The 16,611-nt window shown below is 67.8% G+C and carries 18 protein-coding genes; 7 read left to right on the top strand and 11 right to left on the bottom strand.

Translation table 11 applies throughout. The features are described 5' to 3' along the window. Positions 1-67: 67 nt before the first annotated feature. Both dnaG and rpsU read right to left on the bottom strand, forming a co-directional pair. On the bottom strand, positions 68-1,894 hold the full coding sequence (gene dnaG / locus ACGTN6_RS05315; RefSeq protein ID WP_394590249.1) for a DNA primase: 1,827 nt from the start codon (positions 1,892-1,894) through the stop codon (positions 68-70). A 130-nt stretch (positions 1,895-2,024) separates the two neighbouring features. Next, positions 2,025-2,240 carry a 30S ribosomal protein S21 gene (rpsU, locus tag ACGTN6_RS05310; RefSeq protein WP_013333229.1) on the bottom strand — a complete coding sequence of 72 codons (216 nt, stop codon included), beginning with the start codon at positions 2,238-2,240 and terminating at the stop codon, positions 2,025-2,027. Positions 2,241-2,512: 272 nt separating this feature from the next. Between rpsU and tsaD the strand changes: the two genes are divergently transcribed. After that, complete coding sequence (gene tsaD / locus ACGTN6_RS05305; RefSeq protein WP_394590248.1) at positions 2,513-3,541, top strand: tRNA (adenosine(37)-N6)-threonylcarbamoyltransferase complex transferase subunit TsaD; 1,029 nt, start codon at positions 2,513-2,515, stop codon at positions 3,539-3,541. Positions 3,542-3,690: 149 nt separating this feature from the next. Here the strand turns inward: tsaD and plsY are convergent, their stop codons facing one another. Next, the gene (gene plsY, locus ACGTN6_RS05300) at positions 3,691-4,278 is read right to left on the bottom strand and encodes a glycerol-3-phosphate 1-O-acyltransferase PlsY (RefSeq protein WP_394590247.1); all 588 of its coding nucleotides are present in this window, start codon (positions 4,276-4,278) and stop codon (positions 3,691-3,693) included. A gap of 150 nt (positions 4,279-4,428) precedes the next feature. Here plsY and folB point away from each other — a divergent pair, with 150 nt between their 5' ends. After that, on the top strand, positions 4,429-4,791 hold the full coding sequence (gene folB, locus ACGTN6_RS05295) for a dihydroneopterin aldolase (protein WP_394590246.1): 363 nt from the start codon (positions 4,429-4,431) through the stop codon (positions 4,789-4,791). Then, positions 4,791-5,306, top strand: a complete 516-nt coding sequence (gene folK / locus ACGTN6_RS05290) for a 2-amino-4-hydroxy-6-hydroxymethyldihydropteridine diphosphokinase (protein WP_394590245.1) — start codon at positions 4,791-4,793, stop codon at positions 5,304-5,306. The genes folB and folK overlap by 1 nt, the downstream gene beginning before the upstream one ends. Positions 5,307-5,309: 3 nt before the next feature. Here the strand turns inward: folK and ACGTN6_RS05285 are convergent, their stop codons facing one another. The 8 genes from ACGTN6_RS05285 to ACGTN6_RS05250 form a co-directional block, all read right to left on the bottom strand. Continuing rightward, positions 5,310-6,455, bottom strand: a complete 1,146-nt coding sequence (locus ACGTN6_RS05285; RefSeq protein WP_394590244.1) for a polynucleotide adenylyltransferase — start codon at positions 6,453-6,455, stop codon at positions 5,310-5,312. A 2-nt stretch (positions 6,456-6,457) separates the two neighbouring features. Continuing rightward, the gene (glpE, locus tag ACGTN6_RS05280; RefSeq protein ID WP_394590243.1) at positions 6,458-6,787 is read right to left on the bottom strand and encodes a thiosulfate sulfurtransferase GlpE; all 330 of its coding nucleotides are present in this window, start codon (positions 6,785-6,787) and stop codon (positions 6,458-6,460) included. A 25-nt stretch (positions 6,788-6,812) separates the two neighbouring features. Then, positions 6,813-7,619: a symmetrical bis(5'-nucleosyl)-tetraphosphatase gene (locus ACGTN6_RS05275; protein WP_394590242.1), complete on the bottom strand. Its 807-nt coding sequence runs from the start codon at positions 7,617-7,619 to the stop codon at positions 6,813-6,815. Positions 7,620-7,645: 26 nt separating this feature from the next. Then, positions 7,646-8,035: a Co2+/Mg2+ efflux protein ApaG gene (gene apaG, locus ACGTN6_RS05270; protein WP_394590240.1), complete on the bottom strand. Its 390-nt coding sequence runs from the start codon at positions 8,033-8,035 to the stop codon at positions 7,646-7,648. Further along, positions 8,032-8,844, bottom strand: coding sequence for a 16S rRNA (adenine(1518)-N(6)/adenine(1519)-N(6))-dimethyltransferase RsmA (rsmA, locus tag ACGTN6_RS05265; RefSeq protein WP_394590239.1), 813 nt, complete (start codon positions 8,842-8,844; stop codon positions 8,032-8,034). Before rsmA ends, apaG begins: the two co-directional genes overlap by 4 nt. A 34-nt stretch (positions 8,845-8,878) precedes the next feature. Next, entirely contained in the window at positions 8,879-9,934 is a 1,056-nt protein-coding gene (pdxA, locus tag ACGTN6_RS05260) for a 4-hydroxythreonine-4-phosphate dehydrogenase PdxA (RefSeq protein ID WP_394590238.1), read from the bottom strand. Next, positions 9,931-10,572, bottom strand: coding sequence for a SurA N-terminal domain-containing protein (locus tag ACGTN6_RS05255; RefSeq protein ID WP_394590237.1), 642 nt, complete (start codon positions 10,570-10,572; stop codon positions 9,931-9,933). Before ACGTN6_RS05255 ends, pdxA begins: the two co-directional genes overlap by 4 nt. An 80-nt stretch (positions 10,573-10,652) precedes the next feature. Continuing rightward, positions 10,653-13,127 carry an LPS-assembly protein LptD gene (locus tag ACGTN6_RS05250; RefSeq protein ID WP_394590236.1) on the bottom strand — a complete coding sequence of 825 codons (2,475 nt, stop codon included), beginning with the start codon at positions 13,125-13,127 and terminating at the stop codon, positions 10,653-10,655. A gap of 161 nt (positions 13,128-13,288) precedes the next feature. Here ACGTN6_RS05250 and ACGTN6_RS05245 point away from each other — a divergent pair, with 161 nt between their 5' ends. The 4 genes from ACGTN6_RS05245 to speD all read left to right on the top strand — a co-directional run bounded on the left by ACGTN6_RS05245 (position 13,289) and on the right by speD (position 16,589). Further along, a complete protein-coding gene (locus tag ACGTN6_RS05245) occupies positions 13,289-14,335 on the top strand; it encodes an aminoglycoside phosphotransferase family protein (RefSeq protein WP_394590235.1) in 1,047 nt (348 codons plus the stop codon). Beyond that, positions 14,332-15,003, top strand: coding sequence for an N-acetylmuramate alpha-1-phosphate uridylyltransferase MurU (gene murU / locus ACGTN6_RS05240; RefSeq protein WP_394590233.1), 672 nt, complete (start codon positions 14,332-14,334; stop codon positions 15,001-15,003). The genes ACGTN6_RS05245 and murU overlap by 4 nt, the downstream gene beginning before the upstream one ends. Positions 15,004-15,184: 181 nt before the next feature. Further along, positions 15,185-15,604 (top strand): OsmC family protein, encoded by a 420-nt coding sequence (locus ACGTN6_RS05235; RefSeq protein ID WP_394590232.1) that lies wholly within the window; start codon positions 15,185-15,187, stop codon positions 15,602-15,604. Between the two features lie 190 nt (positions 15,605-15,794). Further along, complete coding sequence (speD, locus tag ACGTN6_RS05230) at positions 15,795-16,589, top strand: adenosylmethionine decarboxylase (protein WP_394590230.1); 795 nt, start codon at positions 15,795-15,797, stop codon at positions 16,587-16,589. Positions 16,590-16,611: the final 22 nt, after the last annotated feature.

Raw genomic sequence — 16,611 nt, 5'->3', positions numbered from 1 at the left:
CGCTGCTGTATATGGTGATGGTAGGAGGAAATTCAACCCCGCCGCCAATTCCCTGGCGCACGAGCCCTCAGCTCTTCAGCTCCATCAACAGTTCGTTCAGCCGCCGGCGTTCCTCCTGCGACAGCCGCTCCCCGGCCTGCGTCCTTGCCAGCAGGGCGTCATACTCTTCCTGCGGCGACCGCTGCTGGCGATGGCGCTGGAAATAGGCGACCCAGTTATCGAGCTCGGCGCCTCGCACCCCCTTGGGCACCAGCGGCGCTTGACGCGCCAATGCCGCCAACCGCTCTCCTTCCGGCGTGCCATGGAAGTGCGCCAACAACACCTGGGCGCTGCGATAGCCCCCAGCCTTGAGCAAGCGCACCACCTCACGACACAGCGGGGCCTCGGGATCGGCCTGGTCGCACCAATCATCGTCCTCGGGCAAACGCTCGACCAGCGACGGCTCATGAACCAGCAACTGCAACGCGCGCGCCATACGCCCCATCGACGACTGCCGCCGACCAGCTTCCGGCGACCGCTCCTCCGGCGGCGGCGGCGAGGATATATCGCTCCCCGGCGGCAATTCGGAGGACGGCGCCGTCTCGGTCTCGCCGCGGGACATCAATGTCTCGAAGCTTGACTGGTCGACGCCGGTGCGCCGCGAGAGTTCCGTCAGCAACAGCGACTTCATCACCCCCTCGGGCAGCCGGCCGATCGCTCCCAGCACCTGGCTGGCGAAGCGCTCGCGCTCCTCGAGGCGATCGAGGTCACGCCCTTGCGCGGCGTGCTCGAAGAGGTACTCCGACAGCGGACTGGCACATGTCACCCGGTCCTCGAAGCCCGCCGGGCCTTCACGACGTACCAGGGTATCCGGATCCTCGCCCTCGGGCAGGAACAGGAAACGCGCCTGGCGGCCGTCGATCATCTGCGGCAGCACCGTCTCCAGCGCCCGATTGGCCGCCTGGCGGCCTGCCCGGTCGCCGTCGAAGCAGAACACTACCTCGTCGACCATGCGGAACAACCGCCCCAGGTGATCCTCGGTGGTGGCCGTACCCAGGGTGGCCACCGCGTTTCGGATACCGAACTGAGCGAGCGCCACCACGTCCATATAGCCCTCGACGATCACCAGCCGCTCGAGGCGCGGATTGGCCTGGCGGGCCTCGTAAAGCCCGTAGAGCTCGCGTCCCTTGTGGAAGACCGGCGTCTCCGGGGAGTTCAGGTACTTGGGCTTGGCATCGCCCAGCACCCGACCGCCGAAAGCAATGGTTCGCCCACGGATATCGCGAATCGGGAAGATCACGCGATCGCGGAAGCGGTCATAGCTGCGACCGCTGTCCTCGCGGTGTACCAGCAGGCCGTACTCGATCTGCACCGCGTCAGCGATGCCGCGCTCGCCGAGGTGGCGCTTCAGCGACTCCCAGCCGCCGGGGGCATAACCGATGCCGAAGTCACGCACGACCTCCGACGACAGCCCGCGGCGCTCCAGGTACTCGCGAGCGCCTTGCCCTTCCGGCATGCGCAAGCGTTCTCGGAAGAAGCTCGCCGAGAGCTCAAGCAGGTTCACGCCTTCCTTGCGCTTGCGCTCACGTGCCTGGGCTCGCGGATCGTCGGCCCCCTCTCGGGGCACCTCGAGCCCCAAGCGAGCCGCCAGCTGCTCTACCGCTTCGGGGAAGCGCAGCTTGTCGTACTCCATCAAGAAGCGCAGCGCGTTGCCGTGGGCGCCGCAGCCGAAGCAGTGATAGAACTGCTTGTCGGCGCTAACGGTGAACGACGGCGACTTCTCCTGGTGGAAGGGGCAGAGCCCCGAATGGTTACGCCCGGCTTTCTTGAGCTTGACCCGCTCGCCGACCACCTCGACCACGTCGACGCGGGCCAGCAGGTCATCGATGAATCGTTGCGGGATCTGACCGGCCATCAGGCAATCCAGGCGAACTTGAGCAACACGGCGCCGAAAACGGGCGCAAAAACAAGCGGCCACCGATCGGCGGCCGCTTGGCGTCCCTCCCGAGTCGACCCGCTAGCGAGCCGGCCGACCCCAGTACGGATCAATAGAGCCGTTCGAAACGCTTGCGCTCGCGCTGAAGCTTCTTGGCGTGACGCTTGACGGCAGCAGCCGCCTTGCGCTTGCGCTCTGCGGTCGGCTTCTCGTACTGCTCGCGACGGCGAACCTCCGAGAGAACACCGGCTTTTTCACAGGAACGCTTGAAGCGACGCAGCGCGACGTCAAACGGCTCGTTATCGCGTACTTTGACAGAAGGCATTAAGCACTCACCTACCTTGGAAAACTTGAGTTCGGTTTGAACGCACGCCTTCCGGGGGCCGATCGCATCCCAGCTCGACGCCGGCGCAAAAACGCTCGCGGAGGTGACGACGGGAACACGATCATTGCCCTGGGCGCACGACCCAGTCTTGCAGCGCACAGCATTCTAGTCGTCGCGCGGTCACCATGCAAACCGTTTCGCTCCCAAGCCCCTGCCGCGAGCCGGCCAAAAGGCGTAGAATGCCGCCATTTCCGCAGCACCGAGCCATCACCATGCGCGTACTGGGCATCGAGACCTCCTGCGACGAGACCGGCGTCGCCCTCTATGACACCGAGCGCGGCCTCGCGGCCGACGCCCTCCACAGCCAGATCGCCATGCACGCCGAATACGGCGGCGTAGTGCCGGAGCTGGCCAGCCGCGACCATACCCGCCGCTTGCTGCCGCTGATCCAGCGGGTGCTCGACGACGCCGGCATGAGCCGCGACGAGCTCGATGCCATCGCCTACACCGCCGGCCCCGGCCTGGTCGGGGCGCTGATGGTTGGCGCCAGCACCGCCCACGGCCTGGCCAGGGCGCTCGACATTCCAGTGCTCGGCGTGCATCACATGGAGGGCCACCTTCTCGCCCCGATGCTCGAGGACGCCCCGCCGGACTTTCCCTTCGCGGCCCTGCTGGTCTCCGGCGGCCATACCCAACTGGTCGAGGTCGCAGGCCTCGGCCGCTATCGGCTGCTCGGCGAATCGGTGGACGATGCCGCTGGCGAAGCTTTCGACAAAGCCGCCAAGATGCTCGGCCTGGATTACCCAGGCGGCCCTGCCGTGGCTCGGCTCGCCGAGGACGGCGACCCGAGCCGCTGGCGTTTCCCGCGGCCGATGACCGACCGCCCCGGCCTCGATTTCAGCTTCTCCGGGCTCAAGACCCACACCCTGACCACGATTCGCCGGCTCGAGGCCGACGGCGAGCTCGACGAGGCCGCCCGCGCCGACGTGGCCCGCGCCTTCGAGGAAGCGGTGGTCGATACCCTGGTCATCAAGTGCCGCCGCGCCCTCGACCAGACCGGCCTCAAGCGCCTGGTGGTGGCCGGCGGCGTCAGCGCCAACGCCCGCCTGCGCGAGCGCCTTGGCCAGGCCGCCGCCAAGCGCGGCGCCGAGGTGTTCTATCCCCGCGGCCGCTTCTGCACCGACAACGGCGCGATGATCGCCTATGTGGGCGCTCAGCGCCTGCTCGCCGGAGAACGCGACGAGCTCGGCCAGATGCAGGCCGTGCCACGATGGCCGATGGAGACCCTTCGGGAGCCGTAAGCTGGAAGCTGGAAGCTGGAAGCTGGAAGCTGGAAGCTGGAAGCTGGAAGCTGGAAGGCAGCATGAACCCCGACATCATGGGATCAAGGTTTTTTGTTCCAGCTTACGTCCGCGTAGCGGACGATCTTCCGGCTCCGGGCGAAGCCCGGCTACAGCCCCGGCTCGTCGCCACGCCCCAGTCGCCGAATGTTCAACGCGTGGCGGCCCAGCACCAGCAGCGTGAAGCCAATCACTACCGGCACGTACTCCGGCGCCAGCCAGATCGCCGCCAGCGGGGCCATGGCCGCGCTGGCCAACGAGGCCACCGCCGCGGTGCGCACCCGCCAGGCCAGCAGGCTCCACAGGGCGGCACAGCACAGCGCCACCCCCGGGGTCAGCAGCAACATGACGCCGAAGGCGCTGGCCACCGCCTTGCCGCCACGGAAGCGATACCACACCGGATAGCTGTGACCCAACAGCACGCCGAGCCCCACCAGCCCCTGCCCCCAAGGCGGCAACCCCACCAGCATCGCCAGCCCCAGCACCGGCATGCCCTTGACGGCATCGACGAGCAGCGTGGCCAGGGCCAGCCGCTTGCCGTGCAGGCGCAGCACGTTGGAGAAGCCGGGATTGCCGGAGCCGGCCAGCCGGGGATCGCCACGCCCGGCCAGGCGGCACACCGTGATCGCCCCCAGCCAGGTGCCGCTGAGATAGCCCAGCGCCATCAGCGGCAGCACGAGTTCGAGTTGGGACAGCACGGCCTGGCCTCACAGGGATGAGGCACCGATTCTGCCAGCCCTTAAGAGCCGGGAACAGCGCAGGATACTGTCACCGGCCGTCTCGCTATCGTACAATCGCCGCCCAATCCGGCACTGCCGCCGCCCTTCCAACGGCTCGGAACCCTATCGATGGATCTCGTACTGATCGAAGCGCTGAAGGTCGACACCGTGATCGGCGTCTATGACTGGGAACGCACCATCACCCAGACCCTGGTACTCGACCTGACACTGGCCACCGATATCCGCCCTGCAGCGGCGAATGACGACATTGCCATGACCCTCGACTATGCGGCCATCAGCGATCGCGTCCTGGCCTTCGGCACCGAGCACAGCTTCGAGCTGGTCGAAACCTTTGCCGAACGCCTGGCCGACACGCTGCGCCGCGAGTTCGGTATCCCCTGGCTGCGCTTGACCCTGCGCAAACCCGGGGCAGTGCCCGCCGCGACCGCCGTGGGCGTCAGCATCGAACGTGGCGAACGGAGCGCAAGCTGATGGCTCGCGTCACCGTCAGCATCGGCAGCAACATCGAGCGCGAACACCACGTGCGAGCCTGCCTCGATGCGCTGGCAGACACCTTCGACGCCTTGCGCCTGTCGCGGGTCTACGAAAGCGAGCCGGTGGGCTTCGAGGACGGCCGCAACTTCTACAACCTGGTGGCGACGTTCGACAGCGACTGGTCGGTGGGCGAGCTGGCGGCCTGGTGCAAGCGGCTGGAATTCGCCAACGGCCGCCGTCCGGACAGCCCCAAGTTCAGCCCCCGGACCCTGGACGTCGACCTGCTGACCGTCGGCGACCTGTGCGGCGAGCACGACAGGATCGCCCTGCCCCGCGCCGAGATCCGCCACCATGCCTTCGTGCTGAAACCCCTGGCGGAATTACTGCCCGATGCCCGCCACCCACAGGACGACATCCGCTACACCGAGCTGTGGGCAGCGTTCGACGCCGACGACCAGGCCCTGTGGCCGGTGGAGTTCGTGTGGCGGGAGCATCACCTGCCGCTGGCCTGAGGTTCAGGCCGCCAGCACCTCGTCGATGGCCGCGCGACGGCGCCGAGCCAGTTCCTCGCCCAGCGCCCGGCCTTGATAGCCTTCCTCGACCAGCCCGCGGGGCAGGATCTGCCCCGCCAGTCGCCAGGCCAGCGCCAGGTCCTCGGCCAGCGCCGGCTCTTCCATGCTCACCAGGCTGATCAGCGGCGCCACCCGTTCAGCGTGGCGCCAGGCGTCAATGCCGTCGAGCCAGGCCATGACGTGCGCGCCGCCCAGTTCGCCTCGGCGTGCCTCCTCTACTAAGCGGCGGGTCAGCGCAGCCTGGGTGGCCAGCCTGCGCGGCACCTTGGGCAGCTTGAGGCGCTCTGACAACCCCCGGCGGGCGTCGGCGTCGAGATGCTCGACCAGGCGCGCCCAGCGCCAGCAAGCTTCTTCGTCGGCCGGGATATCCTCGGGCAACCGGGCCAATCGCCCCAGGGCTTCGTCCAGCGCCTGGGCGTCCGCGGACAGTTCCGGCAGCAGTACCGCCAGGGCTCCGCAGTCGTGCAGGGCCTGGAAGTAGACGTCCGGCCATGGCTCGCCCAGCGCCTTCTCCGTCTCGGTCCAGACGCGCTCGGCCACCAGGTGACCCAGCTCACCGCTGACGGCAAGCCGTCGCATCAGCTCTCGCGTCTCCGGGGCGATCACGAAGCCCAACCCGGCATAGCGGGCCAGGAAGCGTGCGGTGCGCAGCACCCGCAGCGGATCCTCGACGAACGCCGGCGAGACATGGCGCAGCACCCGAGCCTCCAGGTCAGCCTCTCCCCCGTAGGGGTCGACCAGCTCGCCCTCCGGCGATTCCGCCATGGCGTTGATGGTCAGGTCACGCCTCGCCAGGTCCTGCTCGAGGCTGACCTCGGGGCTGGCATGCACCTCGAAGCCGGTATAGCCGTGCCCCGACTTGCGCTCGGTGCGCGCGAGGGCGAACTCTTCCTGGGTCTCGGGATGCAGGAAGACCGGAAAATCGCGCCCCACAGCGCGAAACCCGCGCTTCGTCATGGCCTCGGGGGTGGCACCGACCACGACCCAGTCGACGTCGGTGACCGGCCAGCCGAGCCGAGCATCGCGCACGGCACCACCGACACGATAGACGGTCAGGCCGGTCAGCCGCGCGTCGCGGCAGGACGCCAAGTTCAGGCCTCCACCCGCTCGGGAAGGCGGTGCTGCCAGTCGGTGAAGCCGCCGTCGAGGCTGTAGACGTCTGTGAAGCCCTGTCCGGACAGCCAGGCGGCGGCCTGTTGGCTGGAGTGCCCGTGATAGCAGACCACCACCAGCGGCGTCTCGCGGGGCGCTTCGGCCAGCAGGGCCGACACGCTGTCGTTGTCCAGGTGGAGACAGCCGGGAATGTGGCCGGCGGCGAAGCTTGCCGGGTCGCGGATATCGACCAGGGTCAGGGGCGCGTCGCCGTCGAGCCACTCGGCCAGGGTGGGGATATCCAGGTGCTGGAAGGTCGCGGCAGTCATCGGGCCTCCGAGGAAAAAGAAGGAATCAGTGGCGGCTGGGTACGCTGACCCGCTCGCCGGTCTCGAGATCGAGGGCGGTCAGTGCACCGCCCCATACGCAGCCGGTGTCCAGGGCTTCGGCCCGCACCCGACTGCCGGGCGTTTCCCCTTGCAGGGCCGCCCAGTGGCCGAACAGCAGGCGCGGATCGTCGTCGCGCGAATACTGGAACCAGGGGGCGAAGCCGGGCGGCGCGCTGTCGAGCCCCTCCTTGGCGCTGAAGTCGAGGGTGCCGTCGGCGGCGATGAAACGCATGCGGGTAAAGGTGTTGACGATGGCCCGCAGCCGATCGAGGCCATCCAGATCGTCACGCCAGCGGGCCGGCTCGTTGCCGTACATATGCTCGAGAAAGGCACCGGACCGCTCGCTGCCGAGCCGCGCGGCAACCTCATCGGCCAACGCCTCGCCCTGTGCCGGGCTCCAGTGCGGCGGCAGTCCGGCGTGGCTCATCAGGGTGTCGCCCTGGCGCACCACCAGCGGGCGACTCTGCAACCAGTCGAGCAGACGCTCGCGATCCGGCGCTGCCAGGATGGCGTCCAGGGTATCCTTGCGCTTGATCCGGGCCCCGCCTCGCGCCACCGCCAGCAGGTGCAGGTCGTGGTTGCCCAGCACCACCCGCACGGCATCGCCCAGGGCCATCGCCTCGCGCAGGCAATCCAGCGAGCCGCGGCCGCGATTGACCAGGTCACCGGCCAGCCATACCTCGTCGCGGCGGGGATCGAAGTCGAGGCGCTCGAGCAGGGCCACGAACTCTTCGTGACAGCCCTGGAGATCGCCAACGGCATAGGTGGTCATGACGCTCCTCGTGCTCGATGCGCTGGTCAGTGAACCTGGTTAGGCCCGGCCAGCCGGAAGGGGGCAACGGCGACCTCGAAGGGACGCTGGGAGGCGGTATCGACGCAGGTGAAGGCGCCCTCCATCACCCCCACCGGACCATCCAGGATCGCCCGGCTGGTGTAGCGGAAGGTCTGACCGGGGCCGATCATCGGCTGCTGCCCCACGACGCCCTTGCCGCGCACTTCCTGGATCTCGCCGCTGCTCTGGGTGATCTTCCAGTGGCGCGCCAGCAGCTGCATGCTGTGGCCGGAGTGGTTGTGCACGGTGATGGTGTAGCTGAACACGAAGCGGTCCTCCTCGGGGGCGGATTCATCCTCCCGGAAGGCCGGCTCCACATCCACGTGGATCTCCTCGCCCAGGGCCATTGCCGTCATGAGGCACCTCCCTTCTCGGCCAGGTGGTTGGCGATGCGCACGAACTCCTCCACGCTCAGGGTCTGGGGCCGCCGGCTCGGGTCGATGTCGAGCGCCTCGATAGCTTCGGCGTCGAGCCGAGCCTTGAGGTTGTTGCGCAGCGTCTTGCGGCGCTGGGCAAAGGCCTCACGCACCACGCTAAACAGCAGCGTTTCGTCCTGCGCCGGATGCGGGATCTGCGCATGGGGCATCAGCCGCACGATGGCCGACTCCACCTTGGGGCGCGGCACGAAGGCCTCCGGCGGCACGGTGAACAGCGACTCGACCGAGCAGTAGTACTGGGCCAGCACCGACAGCCGACCACGCTCGCCGCCGCCCGGCGGCGCCGCCAGGCGCTCGACCACCTCCTTCTGCAGCATGAAATGCATGTCGGACACGGCATCGCCGGCCTCAAGCAGGTGGGAGATCAGCGGCGTGGAAATATTGTAGGGCAGATTGCCCACCACCCGCAGAGGCGGGCCCTCGCCGCGCAGTTCGCGAAAATCGACCTTGAGGGCATCCCCCTCGTGAATGACGAAACCGGGCTTGTCGAAGAACTGCACGCGCAGCCCCGGAATCAGGTCACGGTCCAGCTCGATGACCTCGAGGCGATCGCCGGCCGCCTCCAGCAGCGGCTCGGTCAGCGCGCCTTGGCCGGGGCCGATCTCCACCAGCCGCTCGCCCGAGCGGGCACCGATAGCGCGCACCAGTCGTGAAATGATGCCGGGGTCACGCAGGAAATTCTGGCCGAAGCGCTTGCGGGCGCGATGACCCTGGGGGCGGGATGCCATGCACTCTGTCCTTCTGTTCGAATCGGGAGGCCGTTCAGCCGCGGCTGCCTCGACGGGCCATGTCGGCAGCAAGCGCTTCGGCGACCATGAGACTGCCGGGATCGGCGAGACCGCGGCCGGCCAGATCCAGGGCGGTGCCGTGATCCACCGAGGTTCGCACCAGCGGCAGCCCAAGGGTGATGTTGGCGGCGCGGCCGAAGCCGGCATACTTGAGCACCGGCAGGCCCTGATCATGATACATCGCCAGCGCGGCGTCGGCCTCGGCCAGGTGGCGCGGGGTGAACAGGGTATCGGCCGGCAGTGGCCCGTCAAGGGTCAAGCCTTCAAGACGCAGCGCCGCGAGGGTCGGAGCGATCACCTCCAGCTCCTCGCGGCCCAGGTGACCGCCCTCGCCGGCGTGCGGGTTGAGGCCGCACACGGCGATGCGCGGTGCCTCCAGGCCAAACCAGCGCCGCAGGTCGGCGTCGAGGATGCGCAGGATACGCGTCAGTCGCTCGGACGTCACGGCGTCACTCACCTCGCGCAGCGGCAAGTGGGTAGTGGCCAGCGCCACCCGCAGCGCCGTCGCGCCCTGCCAGTCGGGGCCGACGGCGTGCAGCGCCCGATCGGTGGCCAGCATCATCACCACCTCGTCTACGCCACAGGCATCGCGCAGATATTCGGTGTGGCCGGTGAAGCCGACGTGACCGGCCTCACGAATCACCGCCTTGTGCAGCGGCGCGGTGACCATCCCGGCGGCATCGGAGGCGAGGCAGGCCGACACCGCCCGGTCCAGGGTCTCGAGCACGTAGTCGGCGTTGCGCGTGTCCAGCACTCCGGGGCGAGAGGGGGCCGCCAGCGCCACCGGCCACACCGGCAGCACACCGGGCCGCATCTCAGGCACCGGCTCCCCCGGGGCCAGCTCGACGATCTCCAGGGCACGCCCCAGGGACGCGGCCCGCTCGGCGAGCAGATCGGGATCACCCACCGCCACTCGCCGGTGGCGCATCGCCCCGCCGACCGCCCCATCGGCGGCCAGCATCACCGCAAGCTCCGGGCCGATGCCGGCCGGCTCGCCGGTGGTCAGGGCAATGACGGGGGCATCGCTCATGCGCCCGGCTCGAGACGTTCGTCGACGAAGGCCTCGCTGCGAATCTCCTGGATCCAGTCTTCCATTTCGTCGTTGGCCTTGCGCTGGAACAGCGCCTGGCGGGCCTGGTCACGGCTCATGTTGCCGCCCTGCTGCTCGATGAAACGATCGACCTCGCGCTCGGAAAGGCTGACCCGGCTACCGACGCGGCGCTGCTGAATCTCGCGCATCAACAGCTCGCGGCGCACCTGGTCGCGCACGACGCCGAGCGACAGACCATCGGCTTCCAGGGCATCGGCGAACTGGTCAAGGGTCATGTTGTTGCCTTGGGCGATGGCGCGCACCTGGCGGTTGAGCTCGGTGTCGTCGACACTGAGATTGGCCTCCTGTGCCATCTGCAGCTGGATCTCCTCGACGACCAGTCGGTCCAGGACCTGTTGGCGCAGCACATCGTCCGGCGGCAACTCGATGCCCCGGGCGCTCAGCTGCCGCTTGGTCTGGATAAAGCGGTCCTCGAGCTGCGAGCCCATGATGGCGCCTTCGTTGACTACCGCCACGATGCGATCCAAGGGCTGTCGCACCTGCTGGGCCAGCCCGGTCAGGGGCGTGGTCGCCAGCAGCAGGGCGAGCAGCAGGGTGGCGAGTTGTCGGCTGCGCATGTCGGTGTTTCCTCTCGTTCAGTATCGGTTTGCCTGTCGAGGCCGGAGTTCGGCCAGTTCGCCGCGTCGACGGGTAGCGATCAGCGCCGCTCGAGGGCGGCGCCGCGATACCCTGGCACGGTGCCATCGAAATAGTCGGCGGTCTTGCCGCCGACGCCACCCAACCCCTTGAACACGAAGCGCAGGAAGACCCCGCGATCGGTGGTGTCATCGGCGATGGTGTTGGCGGTGTCCTCGTCGTCGATCCACTTTCGCCATACCAGCTGCAGACCATAGCAGCAGTCGTTCCACTGCACACCCGCCAGCTGTTCCAGGGTCCGATCATTGGTGTGGTCGTAGACCACCCGTCCGATCAGATCGACACGCGGGCTGACTTTCCAGGCCCCGGAGACGTCGACTTCCTCGCGGTTGTAGCCACGCACGTCTTCGGCATCTTCCTCCGACAGATCGAAACCCTCGATCTCCCAGCGGTAGCCCAGGTTGAGCACATGGCCAGCCTCGGCTCGATACTGCAGGTCCCAGCTGGCCTGCTCGGTGCGCGACCGATGATCGTCATACAGCCACTCCCAGCGCGTCCGCCACGCATCGCTCAGACGCCAGTCGAGGCGAGTGACCAGCGGCGAACGCTCGCGGGTAGCGGCGTAATAATCGAAGGAATCGCGATCCGCCGGCAGCGTATCGGGATTCCCCGCCATGTCGATGTGACGGTCCTCGAAGTAGAACGACTGGCCGAGGCCCAACGAGAGGCGCTCGCGGCCGCTGGCGTCCTCTAGCAGGCGACTCTCCACGCCATAGGAGAGTCGGTTGAGATCGCCCACCCGGTCGCCGCCGGTGAAACGATCCGGCGACCATAGCTGCTGCCATGAGAAGTTGCGCTCGCTGGTGTCGAAGTCCGGGAATTCCGTCTGGTCACGGGCCGGCACATAGGCGTAGTTGAGCCGCGGCTCCAGGGTCTGGCGGTAGGCATCACCGCCGATGCTCAGATCACGCTCGAACACAAGGCCGCCGTCGACGGAGGCGACCGGCACCGTCAGCGAGGGTGTGGTGCCACGTTCGGTCTCGCGATCGCCGTAGTCCAGGTCGTAGGACAGGTGTGCGAGCTCGAAACGCGGTTCGAGATAGCCCCAGCTGTCGTCGAAACGCCAGCCGGCGGCCGGGGTCAACCGCAGCCGGGCGCCGTTGGCCGCCTCGCGGACAGGGGTAGTGCGCTGACCATCCTTGAAGTCGTAAATCCCGTTCTCGTCGCCCTCGATATCGCGCCAGAAATAGGTCAGGTTGGAGTTCCACTCCTGGTAGAAACCGCTGTTCTGCGACCAGCGAGCCCGAGCATCCAGACTCGGCAGGCGGTAGAAGGGCTTGTCCTCTTCCTTCAGCGGGTCATCGAGCTTCTGATACCCCTGGGCCTTCGCCTGCAGGCGCCAGACGTCGCCACGATAGTCGAGCCGCGCCAGCCGCGACAGGTGGTCGGTATCCCGCTCGGCGAAGTCCCGCCCGAAATCGTCGAAGTAAGCGCCGTCGCTGGCGGCACCGTAGCGCAGTTGATAGTCGGTGCGTGCGTCGAAGCGACCGGCATGGCGGAAATCCAGGTACCAGCGATCGTCGCCATCTTCCAGCGCGGAACCGTCCGAGGCCTCCTCACCGGCACGCTGGTCATCGGCCATGTAGGCGCCTTCCAGGGTGCCAGCGTCGGACGGGAAGAGGTAGCGATACTCGCCGCCCAGCAGCCAGCCACGATCGCTGATCCAGCGCGGCGTCAGGGTCGCATCCTGATCGGGCGCAATGTTCCAGTAGAAGGGCTGGGCATAGTCGAAGCCATCGCCGGAGGCACTGATCACCGGCCATAGGAAGCCAGTCTGGCGACGATCGTCGAGGGGGAATCGCACCCAGGGCCAGTAGAAGACCGGTACATGGCCGACCTCCAGGCGAGCATGCTTGGCGGTACCGTAGCCCTCCTGGCGATCCAGCAGGATATCGTTGCCCACCAGCCGCCACAGCTCGCTGCCCGGCTCGCAGCTCGTGAAGCTCGCCTCGCGCAGGCGGTAACGGCCATCCTCCAGGCGAGCCAGGCGCACCGCGTCGCCACGCACTCTCTGTTCATGGGCCACGTAGTGGGCGCTGTCGATGCTCGCCGCGTCGTTCTCCAGCGAAAATTCGGCGGCGTCACCGCGCACCAGCAGGTTGCGGTCTCGCAGTGCCACCGGCCCCTCGGCCAGCACTCGGTCGCGTGCCGAAGGCAGATTGACGCGCGGCGCCTCGAGCTGGGTATCGCCACGGCGCAGCACCACTTCGCCGCTGAGCCGGGTCCCGCCCTCAGCGCCATACTCGCCGCTGTCTGCCTCACTGGAGACCTGCCCCTCGGGGGGCGGCGCCAGCCGATAATCCGGCATCACATAGCGCCCCCGGCACACGGCGCCGGCGGGACGGTCATCCCCCCAAGGCTGCCAGTCCAGTTGATCGGCCGGCAGCGGCTCGGGGGGCGCCGCCAGCACGGGGGCACTGATCAGACTCGAGGTCACCAGGCCTGCCAGGGCCGTCCGGGAGGGTCGCTTGGCCATGTTCCACGATGTCCTTGGTGGAGTGAATCGGTATTATACAGGCCCCATGCGACCTGTCCCGCCGGCGAGCCCCTGTCACGCCGACGACGTCGGGCCTCAGCATGCGGCGACGCTCCGGGGCCGTCAACCGACGCCCCACCACCGGACATCGAGAGGTGAAGATGCCAGAGGCCGATGCCCTCGCCCGCCAGACGCAATTGCGCCACTGGGCCGCCCAGCACCATGGACTCGCCCCGCAGGCAGTGGACCTGCGACTGGCCGCCGGCGATGCCAGCTTCCGTCGCTACTACCGGCTGACCCTTCCCGACGGCACCACCCGAATCCTGATGGACGCCCCGCCGCAGCGCGAGGACAGCGCCCCCTTCGTGGCCATCGACCGAGCCTGGGCGGCGGCCGGGCTTCCGGTGCCCGAGTTGCATGCCGTGGACCTCGAGGCCGGCTTCCTGGAGCTCGACGACCTCGGCGACACGCCGCTGCAGACCCGTTTCGGAGGTGAGCGCGATCCGGCCACCCTGGCCTGGCACGAGTCCGCCCTGGCGCTCATCCATGAGCTGCAGAACCGCGCCGTACCGGACAACCTGCCGACCTACGACGCCGCGCTGCTGGGTCGCGAACTCGACCTCTTCCCGGAATGGTGCCTGTCGCGCTGGCTCGACGTCGCCCCGCCACCAGGCTGGGACGCCCTGCGCCAGGCGCTGATCGAGTCCGCCCTCGCCCAGCCCGTGGTCACCGTGCATCGCGACTATGACGCCATGAACCTGATGGTGGTCGACGAGGCGCTCTACCTGATCGACTTCCAGGACGCCGTGGCCGGCCCGCTCAGCTACGACCTGATCTCGCTGCTCCACGGCCGCTACTGCCGCTTCGATGCCGCCCGGCGTGCCGAGTGGATCGAGGCCTTCCGCGCTCGCGCGGTGGCCGACGATCGGCTCGAGTCGGCCGTCGGCGCGGAGGCTTTCCGGACTCAGGTCGCCGCCATGGCCGCCCAGCGCGCGCTCAAGGTGCTGGGCATCTTCTGTCGGCTGACCCTGCGCGACCATCGCGAAGGTTATCTCGCCCGCCTGCCCCATTTCCTCGGTCATCTCGAGGATGCGCTCGCCGACCTCGACGGTCACGACGCCTTCAAGGCCTGGCTGGCCGATACATTCCGACCCGCCCTGGCGGCGCGGCTGGCGGAGAGCGGCATCGATCGGGAGGGCGCGGCATGAAGGCGATGATCCTGGCCGCGGGGCTCGGCACCCGCATGCGCCCGCTCACCGACCACTGCCCCAAGCCGCTGCTGCCGGTGGCCGGCAAGCCGCTGATCGTCCATCATCTGGAACGCCTGGCGGCCGCCGGCATCCGGGAAGTGGTGATCAATGTCAGCTACCGGGCAGAGCAGATCATCGAGGCACTGGGCGACGGTCGCGAGTTCGGCATGACGATCGCCTGGAGCCGCGAAGACACGCCGCTGGAGACCGGCGGCGGCATCCGCCGCGCTCTGCCACTGCTCGGCGAAGCGCCCTTCTGGCTGGTCAACGGCGACGTCTGGTGCGATATCGCGCCCGATGCCCTACCGCCGCTGAACGAAGACCTGGCGCGCCTGGTACTGGTGGACAATCCCGACCACCATCCGGACGGCGACTTCCGCCTCGACGCCGCCGGGCGCGTTCACCCGACCGGCGAGCCACGCCTGACCTATGCCGGCCTGGCGCTGCTCGACCCGGCGCTGGTCGCCTGCCACGACGACGGTGCCTTCGCCCTGGCCCCGCTGCTGCGCGCGGCCATGGACGCGGGCCAGGTCGCCGGCCACCATCATCGCGGCGCCTGGGTCGATGTCGGCACCCCGGCCCGCCTCGAAGCCCTGGATCGAGCCCTGCGGATACGGCCGGGCTGAGTCGAGCGCCGCCAGCTGATATGCTGCCGAGCCGCCCATTCTCCACACCAGAAGGACACCCTGCGTATGGAAGCCAGCGTCAAATGGACCGATGGTCGCCAGTTTGTCGCCTGGGGGGATGGAAAGCCGGCAGCGGCCACGGTGGAGCCGCGCATTTAACCAACATGAAGGAACTCCGCTTATGAAAGCCAGCGTCAAATGGACCGATGGTCGCCAGTTCGTCGCCGAGGCCGGCAGCGGCCACAGCGTGGTCATCGACGGTCCGCCCGATCACGGCGGCCGCAACACTGGACCGCGCCCCATGGAGATGCTGCTGATGGGCATGGGGGCCTGCACCTCCTTCGACGTGCTGGAGATCCTCGAGAAATCCCGTGCCCCGGTCGCGGACTGCGTGGCCAGCATCGAGGCCGAGCGCGCCGACAGCGTGCCCAGCGTGTTCACCAGGATCCACATCCACTTCACGGTCAGCGGCCATGGCCTCAAGGAGAAGCAGGTCAAGCGCGCCGTGGAGCTCTCCGCCGACAAGTACTGCAGCGCCTCGATCATGCTGGCCAAGGGCGGCGTGGAAGTCACGCACTCCTTCACGATCGTCGAGGACTGACACCACCGCTCGCGCATCGTCGGGGCGTACGGTCCGGCACTTCCGCCCCGACGGCCATCGCCGGCAAAAAAATCCGCCGCCGCGGGTGCGCCGTCACGGTGGGGTGTGCATAATACGCGCCTTTCGATCGTCAGGGGTTCCGGCGCCACCGTCGGGATGACAACATCTGCCACAGTAGGGAGGCTCGGACATGACCGACAATCTCCGACTCCACGGGTTCAACAACCTGACCAGCTCCCTGAGCTTCAACATCTACGATATCTGCTACGCGAAGACCGAGGAGCAGCGCAAGGCCTACATCGACTATATCGATGAGCTCTACAACGCCGAGCGCCTGACGCAGATCCTCAAGGACGTCACCAACATCATCGGCGCTCATGTGCTCAACATCTCACGCCAGGACTATGAGCCCCACGGGGCCAGCGTGACCATCCTGATCGCCGAGCACGAGCTGGAAGAGGCCGACCCCGAGCAGATGGAGCCCGGCCCGGGACCGCTGCCGGAGACCGTGGTCGCCCACCTCGACAAGAGCCATGTCACGGTGCACAGCTACCCCGAGTCGCATCCGGACAACGGCATCAGCACCTTCCGCCTGGACATCGATGTCTCCACCTGCGGCCAGATCAGCCCGCTGAAGGCGCTCAACTACCTGATCCACAGCTTCGATTCCGACATCGTGACCATGGACTACCGGGTGCGCGGCTTCACCCGTGACGTGGACGGCAAGAAGCTGTTCATCGACCACGACATCACTTCCATCCAGGACTACCTGGCCGAGGACACCAAGCGGGCCTACCAGATGGTGGACGTGAACGTGTATCAGGAGAACATGTTCCACACCAAGATGCTGCTCAAGGACTTCGAGCTGGACAACTACCTGTTCGGCACCTCCCGGCGCGACATCAGCTTCGAGGAGGCTCGGGACATCGAGAGCCGACTGCGCAAGGAGATGCTGGAGATCTTCTACTCCCGCAACATGGACTAGCCCGCGCGGAGCGCGGGAGCCT

The sequence above is a fragment of the Halomonas sp. B23F22_20 genome, from assembly GCF_043496985.1.
GTDB lineage: Bacteria > Pseudomonadota > Gammaproteobacteria > Pseudomonadales > Halomonadaceae > Halomonas.
The sequence above is the reverse complement of the archived record's forward strand: the minus strand, read 5'-3'. Positions and strand labels throughout refer to the sequence as shown.

Excerpts from the sequence above, each read along its gene's own strand:
- glpE (WP_394590243.1), bottom strand. The coding sequence starts at position 6,787 with ATGACTGCCGCGACCTTCCAGCACCTGGATATCCCCACCCTGGCCGAG.
- dnaG (WP_394590249.1), bottom strand. The coding sequence starts at position 1,894 with ATGGCCGGTCAGATCCCGCAACGATTCATCGATGACCTGCTGGCCCGC.
- folB (WP_394590246.1), top strand. The coding sequence starts at position 4,429 with ATGGATCTCGTACTGATCGAAGCGCTGAAGGTCGACACCGTGATCGGC.
- ACGTN6_RS05275 (WP_394590242.1), bottom strand. The coding sequence starts at position 7,619 with ATGACCACCTATGCCGTTGGCGATCTCCAGGGCTGTCACGAAGAGTTC.
- pdxA (WP_394590238.1), bottom strand. The coding sequence starts at position 9,934 with ATGAGCGATGCCCCCGTCATTGCCCTGACCACCGGCGAGCCGGCCGGC.
- rpsU (WP_013333229.1), bottom strand. The coding sequence starts at position 2,240 with ATGCCTTCTGTCAAAGTACGCGATAACGAGCCGTTTGACGTCGCGCTG.
- ACGTN6_RS05245 (WP_394590235.1), top strand. The coding sequence starts at position 13,289 with ATGCCAGAGGCCGATGCCCTCGCCCGCCAGACGCAATTGCGCCACTGG.
- apaG (WP_394590240.1), bottom strand. The coding sequence starts at position 8,035 with ATGACGGCAATGGCCCTGGGCGAGGAGATCCACGTGGATGTGGAGCCG.
- ACGTN6_RS05235 (WP_394590232.1), top strand. The coding sequence starts at position 15,185 with ATGAAAGCCAGCGTCAAATGGACCGATGGTCGCCAGTTCGTCGCCGAG.
- folK (WP_394590245.1), top strand. The coding sequence starts at position 4,791 with ATGGCTCGCGTCACCGTCAGCATCGGCAGCAACATCGAGCGCGAACAC.
- ACGTN6_RS05250 (WP_394590236.1), bottom strand. The coding sequence starts at position 13,127 with ATGGCCAAGCGACCCTCCCGGACGGCCCTGGCAGGCCTGGTGACCTCG.
- speD (WP_394590230.1), top strand. The coding sequence starts at position 15,795 with ATGACCGACAATCTCCGACTCCACGGGTTCAACAACCTGACCAGCTCC.
- ACGTN6_RS05255 (WP_394590237.1), bottom strand. The coding sequence starts at position 10,572 with ATGCGCAGCCGACAACTCGCCACCCTGCTGCTCGCCCTGCTGCTGGCG.
- murU (WP_394590233.1), top strand. The coding sequence starts at position 14,332 with ATGAAGGCGATGATCCTGGCCGCGGGGCTCGGCACCCGCATGCGCCCG.
- tsaD (WP_394590248.1), top strand. The coding sequence starts at position 2,513 with ATGCGCGTACTGGGCATCGAGACCTCCTGCGACGAGACCGGCGTCGCC.
- rsmA (WP_394590239.1), bottom strand. The coding sequence starts at position 8,844 with ATGGCATCCCGCCCCCAGGGTCATCGCGCCCGCAAGCGCTTCGGCCAG.